The sequence below is a fragment of the Paenibacillus sp. TAB_01 genome (assembly GCF_043945595.1).
Lineage (GTDB): Bacteria > Bacillota > Bacilli > Paenibacillales > NBRC-103111 > Paenibacillus_S.
In genome coordinates this window covers 6,540,857-6,554,210 of record NZ_JBIFNP010000001.1, presented here as the reverse complement: position 1 = coordinate 6,554,210, position 13,354 = coordinate 6,540,857, and the positions used below count along the sequence as shown (strand labels likewise).

Annotated in this window: 11 protein-coding genes and 3 pseudogenes; 11 read left to right on the top strand and 3 right to left on the bottom strand. The window is 53.6% G+C overall.

Annotated features, from left to right (window positions below):
- Positions 1-217 precede the first annotated feature (217 nt).
- The 10 genes and pseudogenes from ACHHV8_RS31985 (at position 218) to ACHHV8_RS31940 (ending at position 8,739) form a co-directional block, all read left to right on the top strand.
- Entirely contained in the window at positions 218-667 is a 450-nt protein-coding gene (locus ACHHV8_RS31985) for a MarR family winged helix-turn-helix transcriptional regulator (RefSeq protein WP_395163224.1), read from the top strand.
- Between the two features lie 4 nt (positions 668-671).
- The gene (locus ACHHV8_RS31980; RefSeq protein ID WP_395163223.1) at positions 672-1,217 is read left to right on the top strand and encodes a glutathione peroxidase; all 546 of its coding nucleotides are present in this window, start codon (positions 672-674) and stop codon (positions 1,215-1,217) included.
- A gap of 378 nt (positions 1,218-1,595) precedes the next feature.
- Complete coding sequence (locus tag ACHHV8_RS31975) at positions 1,596-1,925, top strand: hypothetical protein (protein WP_395163222.1); 330 nt, start codon at positions 1,596-1,598, stop codon at positions 1,923-1,925.
- On the top strand, positions 1,922-3,373 hold the full coding sequence (locus ACHHV8_RS31970) for a sensor histidine kinase (protein WP_395163221.1): 1,452 nt from the start codon (positions 1,922-1,924) through the stop codon (positions 3,371-3,373). Before ACHHV8_RS31975 ends, ACHHV8_RS31970 begins: the two co-directional genes overlap by 4 nt.
- Positions 3,360-3,605, top strand: coding sequence for a response regulator (locus ACHHV8_RS31965; RefSeq protein ID WP_395163220.1), 246 nt, complete (start codon positions 3,360-3,362; stop codon positions 3,603-3,605). The genes ACHHV8_RS31970 and ACHHV8_RS31965 overlap by 14 nt, the downstream gene beginning before the upstream one ends.
- Positions 3,580-3,660: pseudogene (locus tag ACHHV8_RS31960) on the top strand (hypothetical protein); the annotation flags it as partial. The gene ACHHV8_RS31965 and the pseudogene ACHHV8_RS31960, both read left to right, overlap by 26 nt.
- 18 nt (positions 3,661-3,678) lie before the next feature.
- Positions 3,679-4,983: a helix-turn-helix domain-containing protein gene (locus tag ACHHV8_RS31955; protein WP_395163219.1), complete on the top strand. Its 1,305-nt coding sequence runs from the start codon at positions 3,679-3,681 to the stop codon at positions 4,981-4,983.
- 418 nt (positions 4,984-5,401) lie between these two features.
- Positions 5,402-6,763: an ABC transporter substrate-binding protein gene (locus tag ACHHV8_RS31950; RefSeq protein WP_395163218.1), complete on the top strand. Its 1,362-nt coding sequence runs from the start codon at positions 5,402-5,404 to the stop codon at positions 6,761-6,763.
- Positions 6,764-6,927: 164 nt separating this feature from the next.
- A pseudogene (locus ACHHV8_RS31945) lies at positions 6,928-7,825 on the top strand (carbohydrate ABC transporter permease).
- A gap of 56 nt (positions 7,826-7,881) precedes the next feature.
- Positions 7,882-8,739 (top strand): carbohydrate ABC transporter permease, encoded by an 858-nt coding sequence (locus ACHHV8_RS31940; protein WP_395163682.1) that lies wholly within the window; start codon positions 7,882-7,884, stop codon positions 8,737-8,739.
- A 169-nt stretch (positions 8,740-8,908) separates the two neighbouring features.
- Here ACHHV8_RS31940 and ACHHV8_RS31935 read toward each other — a convergent pair whose 3' ends face one another.
- The 3 genes and pseudogenes from ACHHV8_RS31935 to ACHHV8_RS31925 form a co-directional block, all read right to left on the bottom strand.
- On the bottom strand, positions 8,909-10,315 hold the full coding sequence (locus ACHHV8_RS31935; protein ID WP_395163217.1) for a discoidin domain-containing protein: 1,407 nt from the start codon (positions 10,313-10,315) through the stop codon (positions 8,909-8,911).
- A gap of 289 nt (positions 10,316-10,604) precedes the next feature.
- Positions 10,605-11,448 (bottom strand): annotated as a pseudogene (locus tag ACHHV8_RS31930) (aldo/keto reductase).
- Positions 11,449-11,566: 118 nt separating this feature from the next.
- The gene (locus ACHHV8_RS31925; protein WP_395163216.1) at positions 11,567-12,787 is read right to left on the bottom strand and encodes an MFS transporter; all 1,221 of its coding nucleotides are present in this window, start codon (positions 12,785-12,787) and stop codon (positions 11,567-11,569) included.
- 135 nt (positions 12,788-12,922) lie between these two features.
- On the opposite strand from ACHHV8_RS31925, the gene ACHHV8_RS31920 reads away from it, so the two are divergent.
- Positions 12,923-13,339, top strand: a complete 417-nt coding sequence (locus ACHHV8_RS31920) for a winged helix-turn-helix transcriptional regulator (protein WP_395163215.1) — start codon at positions 12,923-12,925, stop codon at positions 13,337-13,339.
- Positions 13,340-13,354: the final 15 nt, after the last annotated feature.

The following is a 13,354-nucleotide window of genomic DNA, read 5'->3' as shown; positions in this document are numbered from 1 at the left end:
GCAGACACAGGAAGAGGACGAATAACCACGAGCTGGACATAACCGGCGCTCCTTATATGACAATATTTTCCTGGTATTACCCGAATTAGCGCCATATGAAACAAATAGAAGCTGCACATAATAGAGTTGACATCTGCTAAAAGACAGTGATAAAGTAACGCTATAAATAAATTGCGCACAATTTAATTGAATGAAATTTGATTTGAAGGGGGAAGGAATGGAAAGGGAAGAGCTGCTGAAGCTGGACAACCAGCTTTGTTTTGCGGTATATGCTTTATCACGTGAAATTACGAAGCTGTACCGGCCGCATCTGGAGGAGCTTGGCCTCACCTATACGCAATATGTGACGCTGCTTGCTCTCTGGGAAACGGACAACGTTCCGGTGAAGGAGCTTGGCAGCCGTCTCTACCTCGATTCCGGCACCCTGACGCCGCTGTTGAAGAGGCTGGAGCAGATGGGCCTTCTTCGCCGGGTTCGCGACGCGAAGGATGAACGCGTTGTGCTGATTCAATTGACGGAGCAGGGCAGAGCTCTGCAGGAACGGGCGTACGAGGTTCCGCTCAAAGTATTCTGCCATTCGGGCCTGCCCCCTGAAGAGATCAAGCAATGGCGTGAGCAGCTGATGGGGCTTGCTCACACGATTCAACTACTTAAACCGGAGGAATGAGACCATGTCGATTTATGATATCCCTGTAACCAGCATTAAAGGCGTTGAAGGCTCGATGGCCGACTATAAAGGCAAGGTGCTGATTATCGCCAATACGGCGAGCAAATGCGGCTTTACCCCGCAGTACAGCGACCTGCAGAAGCTGTATGAGACGTATCATGACCAAGGCTTGGAGATTCTTGGCTTTCCAAGCAATCAGTTCAATGAGCAGGAGCCGGGAAGCCATACGGAGGTAGAGGAATTTTGCAAAATGAATTACGGCGTTACCTTCCCGCTGTTTGAGAAAACCGATGTCCGCGGGCCGCAGGCGCATCCGCTGTTTCAATACCTGATAAGCCGTGCACCGTTCCAAGGGTTTGACCAGACGAATGCTAGCGGCAAAATGCTGCACGCCTTCCTCCAGGAGAAGTACCCGGAGCAGCTGTTCGGCGATTCGGTCAAATGGAACTTCACCAAGTTCATCGTTGACCGGGAAGGCAATGTCACCGCGCGCTTCGAGCCGACCGACGAACCGATGGACATGGAGCCAACCATTCAATCGCTTCTGTAAAAGAGCGGCATGCTTCAGCAATAGCCGGGCTAATATTGGCTCCTGATATCACGATCTTATACTCAGTATCCACAGTTCAGTCTGCTGCAATCATTTGAATACAATCGTTCACAGCCGAGCCCGAATAACATTTCTTGCCGTTTTTCTGCAAACAAAAGATAGCTCCTGCGCATACCGTGCGGGAGCTGTTTTCTATTTGAAGTTTGACTGCCCGCTGCACCGCGCGCCTGGGAGGATAGAGCAGAAGGGGCCTCCTTCCCGGCCGTCCGGCTGCATTGACTTCAATAAAGGACATTCGGTATGATCAAATACAATTGAAAAGTGACCCTGTCCAAGGTCCGACAGACAGCCGGTGTGGAGAGAAGGAGTCTGAACCCGATGATCCGCTATTTTTTGACCAACTATTCCTTTAAGCTTCGCCTGCGTATTGCCTTTGCCGTCATGATCGCGCTCTCCGTGTCGGCTTGCGGCTTCATTTCCTATTACATTTCCGCACGCGTCGTGCAGGATAATGCGCTCAAGCTCAGCCAGGATGCGCTGAACAAGTCGTCGCAGGCATTCGACGAGAAGCTGAGGCATGTCGCAGTCTCCTTGATGACGCTGTTCATTAGCAGCGCCTTCGACGAAGCGATGAAGGATGTGGTGGCAGGGGCCCGTCCACCTATTTCAAGCATTACTCGGCGCTCCAGACGCCCTTCATGCAGATGAAGCTGAATGAACCGCTCATGCAATCGATGCTGGTGTCGACGCCGATCGGGGATTTTTATCCGACGGATGCGCTGCGGCAAACGTTGAACCCGTTTAAGGGCAGCGAAATGTACGAGCGGATCCAAAAGGAACGGCGCGCGATCTGGGTGGAAGGACACCCGGATCCTTTCTTTTCGGGAAATGAGCCGGTCGTATCGCTCGTATTGAACGCAATTTCCCTGCTGACCGTGCCGGACTCCTATATCGTTGTGAATTTGAAGGAAGAGGGCTTGCGGCATTTCCTGACGGATAATATCCGGGAGTGGAAGGAAGGCGTGACGATCGTGAAAGAAGACGGGACACCGATCTTCGAGAATGTGTCTTACCGCTACGCCGGCATGCTTCAGGAGCCCGAATTTGTCGCGAAGCTGAAGTCTGCCGATTACGGAGCATTCAACTATGAATACAAGGATGAAGAATTCCTTGTCAATTATGTGCAGTCGACGCTGGACGAGCGGTGGATTTACCTTAGCGTGAAGCCGAAGGCCGAGGTGCTGAGCCAGGCGACGAGCATCAAGTGGGCGACGATTGCCGTCACGCTCGCTTGTATTGTCGTGGCGTTCTTCGTATCGAACGGCATGACGGCGCTTGTCGCCAAACCGCTAACCCAGCTGCAGAAGCTGATGCGCCGTGCGGGAGAGAATGACCTGGCGGTGCGGTTTCACAGCGGGGGGAACAATGAAGTCACCCAGGTCGGGATGCAGTTCAACCGGATGCTCGAGCAAATAACCGGGCTGATGGAAGACAACCGGCATGTCCAGAAGGAGAAGCACCGTGCGGAGATCAAGGCGCTGCAGGCGCAGATCGATCCGCACTTCCTGTACAATACGCTGAATACGATCTACTGGAAGACGAAGCTGAAGAAATCCGAGGAGGTCGGCCAGATGGTTATGGCCCTTTCGAAGCTGTTTCAGCTCGGTCTGAATAACGGACAAGAAATGACAACGATCAAGAAAGAATTGTTGCACGTGGAGCAATATTTGTCGATCCAGCAGAAATGCTACGATAATTTGTTTGAATACAGGGTGGAGGCGCCGCAGGATGACGAGTTTCAACAGCATCCGATTTTGAAGGTGCTGCTGCAGCCGCTGGTGGAAAACTCGATCCTGCACGGCTTCAAGGACAAGCAATCGGGGGGCTTTATTCGGATTCGCCTGGACAAGCAGGAGGACCTGCTGATCATTACGGTAGAAGACAACGGGCACGGCACGGATGCGCAGGAGGCCGAGCGGCGGTTCCGCACTTTGACGGAAGCGACGGACAGCTACGCGCTGCGCAATATTTTTCAACGGCTGCGGCTGTATTACGAGGATCAGGCGGATCTGCGGCTGAGCAGCGTTCCCGGGAAGGGAACGACGGTGACGCTGACCATACCATGGAGCGGGGGAGAACGGCATGAATCGCTTTGAGGCAAGCATGATGGTGATTGACGACATCAAGGACGTGGTAGACGGGCTGGTCCACGAAATTCCGTGGCAGGAGCACGGCATTACGATCGCGGGTTCAAGTCTGAACGGGGAGGAAGGACTGGAGCTGGCGCTGAAGCTGCGCCCCGATATTATCGTCACGGATATAAGGATGCCGAAGCTGGACGGCCTTGCTATGACACGGTCCGATTATCCAGTCGCATCCGCAATGTAAAATCATTCTCATCAGCGGCTACAGCGACTTCGAATATGCGCAGGAGGCCGTCCGGCTCGGCGCGTTTGATTTTGTGACGAAGCCGTTCTCGCTGGAGGAAATTTTGGAGACGGTAATCAAGGCGAGGCAGGCTGTCATGGAAGCTCATGAGCAGCGTGCCCGCATCCGCGAGATGGAGCTGAGGGTGAAGGAGAGCCTGCCGGTGCTGCGGCAGGAGTTTTTCGACGTGCTGATCCGCCACCGGATGCAGGAGCCGAAAGTATGGGACCGATGGGAGTTTCTGCAGATCGGCCTGGCGCGCGAGGATTTCGTCGTCATGGTAATGGAGATTGACCGGTTCGCGGAAATCAGCAAGGACTGGCCTGCAAGCGAAATTGAGCTGCTGCGGTTCACGCTGCAGAACATCATCGAGGAGACGGTGCAGGCTTTCACGCAGGGCGTTATTTTCCGCGAATCGGGCGGGCGGTTCGTTCTTATCTATAACGCCTTTTCCTCGGAAGGTGCGGCGGTGCTGGCTGAGCGCTGCTGTGCAAATATACAGAAATATGCGAAGTATACCTTGTCGGTAGGCGTAGGCCAGCCCGTCAAAAAAGTGCACGACCTGCCGGTCTCCTACCAGCAGGCGACGACGGCGATGTCGTATCATTTCTATACCGGAGGCAACGGCGTCGTCTGCTACGGGGACGTGCTGGAGGATGCCCAGCAGAGCAAGCCGAAATATCCGGCGGAAAAGGTACAGACCGCGGCGTTCGCGCTGCAGTCCGGCAACCGGGAGGAGACGATCCGCATTCTCGATGAAATCTACGAGGAGCTGATCCATTATCAGCCGCGCCCTCAGCCGCGCTACCTGTCGCTGCTGCTGCACGGGCTTGCCAACATGCTGATTCGCGTGCTGCTGGAGAAGCTGCCTTACGAGGATGTGCAACCGCTCGAGGGACTGCTCCAGGAGATGGAGCTGAGCGGCGGCAGGACGGTGGGCGACATTTATGCGCTGCTGCGCCAAATTTGCGAGAAGGGCTGTACCATCATTGAGACGCGCAGCGCTTCGATGGCGCACCTCGTCATCGACCGGGCAATTGCATACATCAAGCAGCATCTGGCCGCCGACCTGACGGTGGCTCACTGCGCCGCGCAGGTGCATTTGAGCGGGAGCTATTTTGCCAACCTGTTCAAGAAGGTGACCGGCATGAGCTTCAGCCAGTACGTTACGGCGGTGAGGATGGAGAAGGCGAAGGAGATGCTCCTCCAGAATCATCAGATTCAGGAGGTAGCCTCGGCGCTCGGCTACGAGGAGCGGCGCTATTTCAGCGACGTCTTCAAGAAAGTAACCGGCATGACGCCATCGGAGTTCCGGCAAAATGCAGGCTTGGGCGAGTAAGCAGCCTGCAGCTTTTTTGACTACGGACAGCAGACCGCGGGCTGCGAAGAGCCGCCTTGCATTGGCGAGACACGCGATATCGTGAGGCAGGGCGGAGGAACGGCGGTCACTTTTTAAAAATCCGGGGTTGCGGTGTTTCACCTTGTATTCGCTGAACTAAGCTTTAACGGCGGCTAAACCTCCTGCGGTGCGGGTATCCCTCTCACCAGTCTATGAAGCTCAAGCCCTTCTTCTGCGGTTGGGGCTTTTTCTTTGTCCAGGGGATTTAACCCCGTGTTTTCAAGGGCAGCCATTCGCTTTCTCCCCCTCAGTCGGATTTTATCCCTTTGCAATCGTTTCACCGCACTCCCTTTTCGACAAAAATCGCATATCCTTAATTCATACGGTTAAGCTACTCACTAACGGGAGGTACACGATAATGAAAAAATCGATGATTGCGCTGCTTTGCGCTTCTCTGGCGGTTACGGCTGCGGGCTGCGGCGCCAAGGAAGACGACGCCGGCCAAGGGGCGGCAAGCGGGGCCAACGGCAAGACGAAAGTATTGTTCTGGACGGCGGACCGTCATGATGCGGATTATATCAAGGGCGTCGTGGACAATTTTAATAAAACGAACACGGATAACATTGAAGTGGAAATGAGCGTCATGTCCGAGAACTATGTGCAGTCTGTCGATCTGGCCTTCGCCAGCGGACAAGCACCGGACGTATTGAATGCGAAATTCGACTTTGTGAATATGGCGCGCAAGAACTATTTCGAGCCGCTGGACGGATACATGAAGGACGATATGAAAAAGCGCTTCGAAAGCACGCTCCGGGACAGCGCTAACACGTACGACGGCAAAATTTATACGCTGCCTAACTACGGGACAACCATCCGCTTGGTCTACAACCAGGAATTGTTCGAAAAAGCCGGCATTGCCGCGCCTCCAAAGTCGCTTGACGAGCTGGTAGCGGATGCGAAGAAAATTACGGATGCCGGCAAAAAAGACGGTATCTACGGCTTTGCCGAAAATTTCAAAAATCCGACCAGCGCGATGGAGCGCTCCGTACGTAACATTTTGCAGGTGAGCGGCTACGGCGTGGACGGCTTCAATTTCAAAACAGGCAAATATGACTTTGCAGGCTACAAAGAGATCATTACCGCACTGAAGAAAATCAAGGACGACGGCAGCATGCTGCCAGGCGTAGAGTCGATGGATATCGACCCGCTGCGTGCGCAATTCGCGGCAGGGAAGATCGGGATGTACTTGTCCTACTCGGCGGAAGTCGGCGTCTACCAAACGCAGTTCCCGACCAAAATCAAGTGGTCGGCAGCGCCGGTGCCTTCCATCGACGGTACGGTTAAAGGTTTGAACGGCATGAACGGAGCCCAATGGCTGTCGGTCAGCAGCAGCTCCAAGGTGAAGGAAGCGGCATGGAAATTTGTAGAGTACATGTACAGCGAGGACAACCTGGTGAAATACGCTGAGACGGGTCTAGGCATGCCGGTGCTTCAAGCGGTTGCCGACAAAATGAAAACGCCGGATATTTACGGCTATAAAGAGTTCGTTCCGACGAAATCGGATGCGATCTGGCCGATCAAACCGAATGTGGACAGCTCCTTGACCGGGCTGAAGTACGCGGACGCTTTCTGGAAATACATTCTGGACGGCAGCGGCGACCTGGATGCGCTTATTGCCGACCTGACGAAGCGGTATAACGAAGCTCTGGATAAGGCGGCCAAAGCAGGCGACGTGAAGGTCAGCCCGAATCCGAATTTCGATCCGATGACATTGAAGTAATAGATCGACAGGCATCCATCAAAAGGGACCTGGCCTGAGAGGAGGCTGCTGAACAAGCAGCGGAGAGTGCGTGTATGGAATCGTGCTGCGATAACTTGTTCGGCGGTCTCCCTCAGGGGGAGGCCCTTTCTTTTGCCATAATCATGGGTTGAGGAGGGAATATGATGAATAAATCCAGACTTTACGGGACGGCGGCCATGTTCGTGATCCCGAGTCTGTTCCTTACGCTGGTCTTTTCCGTCTATCCGATCGGCTGGGCGATCCGCTATATGTTTTACGATTATAAGGGCTACGGCAAGGAAATCTTTATCGGGCTGGACAACTTTAAACAGTTATTTCACGACGAAATGTACTGGGATTCCGTATGGAATACGCTGATCTACGCGGGCGGGAAATTGATTCTGACGCTGCCCCTGTCGCTGCTGCTGGCGGTGATTCTGAACCGGGCGATCCGGGGGAGACAGTTCTTGCGGGCCGTTTATTTTATGCCTACGGTTATCAGCTCTGCGGTTATGGCGGTTGTCTTCTTCATTATTTTCAACTCGTATAACGGGATTTTGAACAAGATGCTGATTAATCTGCATCTCATCGATCACCCGATCGATTGGCTCGGCCAGAAATACGCGATGCTGACCGTCATTCTGATCGCCGCCTGGGGCGCGTTCGGCAACTATATGCTGCTGTTTATTGCGGGCTTGCAAAGCATCCCGAACGATGTGTACGAGAGCGCCTCGCTGGACGGAGCCAATGAGGCTCAGAAGTTTTGGTACATTACGATCCCGATGCTGGGGCCGGTGCTTCAAATCATTATTATGTACGCGATTATTAACTCGCTCAAAGGCTACGAGAGCATTATGGTCCGTAACCGAGGGCGGACCGGTAGGGAAGACGGAGGTCATGTTCCTGTACGTGTACAAATTGTTCTTCCCGGTATCTACGGGCTCAGGCGTACAGCAGCAGTTCGGTTACGGCAGCGCAGCGGGCTTCGTGACGGCAGTCATTGTCGGGATCATTACAGGACTGTATTTCTACATTTCCAAACGCCTCAATAAAGTCTACTAATCGAGAAAGGAGCGGATGAGAGAATGAATAGCGCATCTGCAGCGGCAAACACGGCCATGGCGGGAGCCCGCAAATCGACGGCGGCGGCCCGGTGGACAAACTCGATCGTGCTCTGGGCTTTTCTGCTGATTGTCATGCTGGTCACCGTTTTTCCTGTCGTCATGGCGGTCATCAACGCCTTCAAAACGAATATCGAAATCAACCTTGGCGATACTCTTCTGCCGAAAACATGGCAGTTCAGCAATTTCACCACCGCATGGGAAAAGGGGAACTTCAGCACCTTTACCTGGAACAGCTTATATATTTCGATCGTTTCAACGATCGGTACCCTGGTCGTCGCTTCGATGGCGGCGTATGCCGTAGACCGGATCGAATTCCCGGGCCGTAAATTCGTCGTGTTCATTCAATCGGCGACGATGTTTATCTCTATCGGTGCGGTCGTGCTGCGCCCGCAGTACGATATTATGGTTAAGCTGGGGCTTAACAAATCGCTGTGGGGCGTCATCATTATACTGATTGCCGCCCATGCGTCCACCTTCTTTATTCTGCTCGGATTTTTCCGGGGCATTCCGAAGGAGTTGGACGAAGCGGCGATGCTGGACGGCTGCGGACCGTTCCGCATTTACTGGCAGATCATCCTGCCGCTTGTCGCGCCGGGGCTTGGCGTCTCCGCCTTGTTCGCTTTCCGCCATGGCTGGAACGAGTACATCCTGCCGCTCGTATTTACGATGAGCACGCCGAAGCTGCAGCCGCTGACGGTCGGTCTGGCGAATCTGCGCTATGGTACCGGCGATGCCGCCCAGCTGAACCTGATGCTTGCCGGCGCATGCTTGTCCATCCTGCCGATTCTGGTTGTGTACGCATTGGCCAACAAATCGTTTATGCAGATGTCGGCCGGCTCGTTGAAGGGATAAGAGGCCACCCCTTGAGGGGGAGCGAGGTTTTTCCAGCAGTTATCCTGCTAAACTAAAAAAAAGGACGCCAGCCTTCCCTCAGGGAAAAAGCTGGGCGTCCTTGCTTATTTTTATGAAGCTGTCCTTGCAGCATTGCAAACCTGCTAGGCGAAGCGGAGGGGTTCAGGGACTAACCCCAAATTTCGGCTTCAGTAATGCTGTTCCATGTATTCACCGTATTGCCGTGCCCGACAATTCTTACATAGCGGGCGCTTTGCGAGGGAATAGCGTAGGTCTCCAGATTTAGGGAAGAGCCGCTGCTGGCGCCGCTGTAAACCTGCGTCCAAGAGGTTCCGTTGGAAGAAACTTGAATCTCAAACGAGGTGGTCCGTACGTTTCCCTGGTGCCAGGCGATGCGAACGGATTGGACCGTTTTGGCGGATCCGAGGTCACAACGAATCCATTGCCCGTCCCCGTTGGCGAACCAGCGGGTACTTAAGCTTCCGTCGACCGCATTCGCCGGAACGTTGCCGTCATCGCTGCTTGCCGTGACGCTTGCCGCGGGTACGGATAATTTGGAGGAGGCCCCTCCGCTGACGGTGACGTTGCCGCTGTACATATTGCCGGATGGGCTGCGGGTGTTGCCCGACACCGTTGCCGTCGCATTGGCATCCGTCGTGACTACGTAAGGCACAGCCGTATCAAGGTAGACGGTATTGCCTGTGAAGGAGGCATTGAGCCCCCAGCCGCTCGCCCGCTGGTGCACCTGGAAGGCATCGACGATGATGCTGTTATTGTTGCGGTATCCGGTATTGTTGCGTATGATATCGTTGTTTCCTTTGACGTCGATGAAGCTGTCCGCCGCATTGGCGCCGCTGATGCCGGTGCCGTTGAACGTGCAGTTTTCTACGAGGGTTCCGGACGAGCCTTCCTTAATATCGACATGCTCTGCCGTAACGTTGGGGCCGATAGCCACATTGGTGATTTTGTTGTAGTTCGTTTCTTTTATATAAGTTCCCCATTTGCCCTGATCGGACCCGACATAGACGCCTTCTCCATAGTCGGCCGTTACTTTGCCCGTATCATGAACGGATGAATTCTGGATCGTATTGTAGGAGCTCCCGTCGCGGTAATGTACGCCTTCCTCACCGATATTGTACACCTCGGCGCCATCGATTAACGTATAGTTAGCGTTATCGAGCATGATGCCTTTCTTGGCGTTCGTTACCTTTACGTCTTTGACCACCCAGTAATCGCCTGTGATATAAAGGGTATAGCCGCTGCCGGTTCCGCCTCCGTTCAGGATAGCTTTATTGCTGGCGCTCGCGCTTTGCAGCGTAATAGGCTGGGATGCCGTGCCGTTGGCAGCCATGACGAAATTGCCCGTGAACGTGGTACCTGCGGCAAGAGTAATCGTATCGCCGGGCTGGGCATTCGAGAGAGCGGTTTGCAGGCAGGAAGCGGTGCTGCAGCTGACGGAGGCGGCGAGGGACGGTTGAGGCAGGAACAGTACTGTGCAGAGGAGCGTCAAAGCAAAGGCCGCTAACAGATAAAGCGGGCTGGGCTTGTCATGCCATACCATTGCAGCTTGAATCATTGTAAATTCCTCCTTAGGGTTTGAGGCCGCCGGAAAGCTCGGCGTAAAGAGACGGAATCTTCTTCCGAACGCTTGCGCTTCTATAAGAACGCTTTCGTCTGTTTCGCCGTTGTCAGCGCCTCATGGGTTTAAAGTATCCGCTTATTTGATAACGCTTTCACTTCTTATAGTAAATTAGAATTATTTTCAAAATCTTGTAAAATTTCTATGGGCGGTTGTTTTATTTTTAGGTAGCAAAGCAAAAAAGACCGTCTCTCCATCGAGAAACGGTCTGCGGCAAGCCAATCTATTAAAAATCAAAGTTGTCCGGGTCCAGGTCCGACCCGAAGATTTTTGTTCAAAGCGTCGATGCTGGCCATATCTTCGGCCGTCAGCTCGAAATCGAAGATGGAGGCATTCTCGATTATGCGATGTTCTTTGGTCGACTTCGGAATCGTCACAACGCCATGCTGAAGATCCCAGCGGAGAATGATCTGAGGCACCGATTTTCCGTAACGGCCCGCAATCTCCTGCAGTACGGAATGATCCAGCAGCTGACCCTGCATAAGCGGCGACCAGGCTTCCATTTGGATGCCGTTCGCCTGACAGAAGCGCAGCAGCTCCTCTTGCGTCAGCTGGGGATGGTACTCCACCTGGTTTACCATCGGCTTCACGGCTGCGTCTTTCATCAAATCTTCCAGATGGTGAATTTGGAAGTTGCTCACGCCGATCGCTTTGACGCGGCCATCCCGGTACAACGACTCCAGAGCTCGCCATGCCTCTTTATATTTCCCAGCAACCGGCCAATGAATCAGATACAGATCCAGATAGTCCAAGCCTAATTTCTCCAGGCTGGCTTCGTAAGCTGCCAAGGTTGCTTCATAGCCAAGATCGGCGTTCCATACTTTAGAGGTAACGAACAGATCTTCTCTGGCAAGACCGGTTTCTTCAAGCGCTTCGCGAATGCCTTGGCCTACGCTTTTTTCGTTGCCGTAGATAGCGGCCGTATCGATGCTGCGATAGCCGTGGCGAACCGCCGAGCGGATGGCCTGAACCAATTCTTCGCCTTCCTCTACTTTAAATACGCCAAGGCCGAACCAAGGCATATGAATTCCGTTATGAAGTACAGTTATCGATTGCAGGTTTTGTTTCATGATGATGTTCCTCCTGAATGGTTTCATTTAATGGTTTTGTTTGGAATACTTGAAATTGAGAATGGTCCGAAACAATAGGATGTGCGCACATGTAGACCCTGTCTGCAAGTAAAGCGAATCAGCGGTAAGCCGGCTCGGCATCTCCGGCGGATGCAGCAGCAGGAGTCTTTTTCTCCAAAGCCCGGCTCCAGCCCGTCAGCACGACCGCTCCGAGCACCATAAGTGCGCCCACCCATGTGGTATGAATGAGGCCTATTGTATCGGTAACGACACCGCCCAGGTAAGCGCCGATGGCGATTCCCGCATTAAAAGCGGCGATATTGATGGCAGAAGCGACATCCACCGATTTAGGGGTGTATCGTTCCGCCAGCATAACGACATAAACCTGCAGTCCGGGCACGTTCATGAAAGCCAGCAGCCCCATGAAAAAGATGGTGATCAGCCCGGCCGTCTTAAACGGTGCGGTGAAGGCCAGGATCAGCAGCACGAGCGCTTGAACGGCAAACATATAGAACAAAGCGTTCACCGGCTTGCGGTTCGCCGCCTTCCCGCCGATGGCATTGCCTATCGCAATGGCAATCCCATACAGCAGCAGGATGGCCGCCACGGTTTTTTCCTGAAATCCGGTTATGTCATGGAGCAGAGGGGATAAATAAGTAAAAACGACAAAGGTTCCCCCATAGCCCAGAGCTGTAATGGCAAATACAAGCAGCAGCCGCCCGTTCGTAACAAGCTTGACTTGATCCCGCAGCATGATTTTGGCTCCTTTGCGCAGCTGGGAAGGAACCAAAATCATATTCGCTATCAAAGCCACGATACCGACAGCGACGATGGCTATAAAGGCGGCGCGCCAGCCCCACTGCTGACCAAGGTAGGTACCGAGGGGCACGCCGGTTACCGTCGCCACGGTAAGCCCCGAGAACATCATGGCTATGGCGCTTGCCCGGCGGTTTTCAGGCACCAGGTCGGCTGCAATGGTGGAGCCGATGGACATGAAAATTCCGTGGGATAAGGCGGAAATAACCCGTGCGGTCAGCAGGAGGCCGATACCGCTCGACACCGCCGCCAGGCTGTTGCCCAGAATAAACACGATCATAATCCAGAACAGCAGCGTTTTACGGGATATGCTGGAGGTCAGCGCCGTGAGCACGGGAGCGCCGAAAGTGACGCCCAGAGCATATAAGGTGACAGTTAATCCCGCTGTGGTTACGGATATATGCAGGTCTTCAGCGATAAGCGGCAGGAGCCCTACGCTGATAAACTCGGTTGTTCCAATCGCGAAGGCGCTGATGGCCAAGGCCAGAAGCGCCAAGGTGCTTCTTTTTTTATCTAGTGACATGCGTTTCGCTCCTATCCTGTAGAATCGCCGGCCGGCAAATGCTATTATGAGCTATGAGGATAAAAAATAACAGTACGTACTTTGAAGTACTATAGGTACTAAAAAGTGCCTATGGGCCGGCAGGAGGGACAGACAGTGACGTTAGTTAAAAAGAAATATAATATTTCCGTTGAGGCGACGTTAGAGGTTATCGGAGGCAAATGGAAATGCGTGATTCTTTGTCATTTGACTCACGGGAAGAAGCGGACCAGCGACCTGAAGCGGCTGATGCCCGGCATTACGCAGAAGATGCTGACACAACAGCTCAGGGAGCTGGAGGAGGACGGCATCGTAAACCGGATCAGCTACAATCAGGTACCGCCCAAGGTGGAGTACGAGCTGAGCGAGTACGGCTGGAGCCTCAAGTCGATTCTGGATTCGCTGTGCGCCTGGGGAGAACGGCACATTATTAAAGAATACGGGGATAAGTTTGCCGTATTGGAGGATAACATCTTGAATCAGCCGGGAACGGAAGAACAGACGGCTGACGAAGAGCAGGATGTGCCGGTGTAGCGGCGGCAGGAGCCC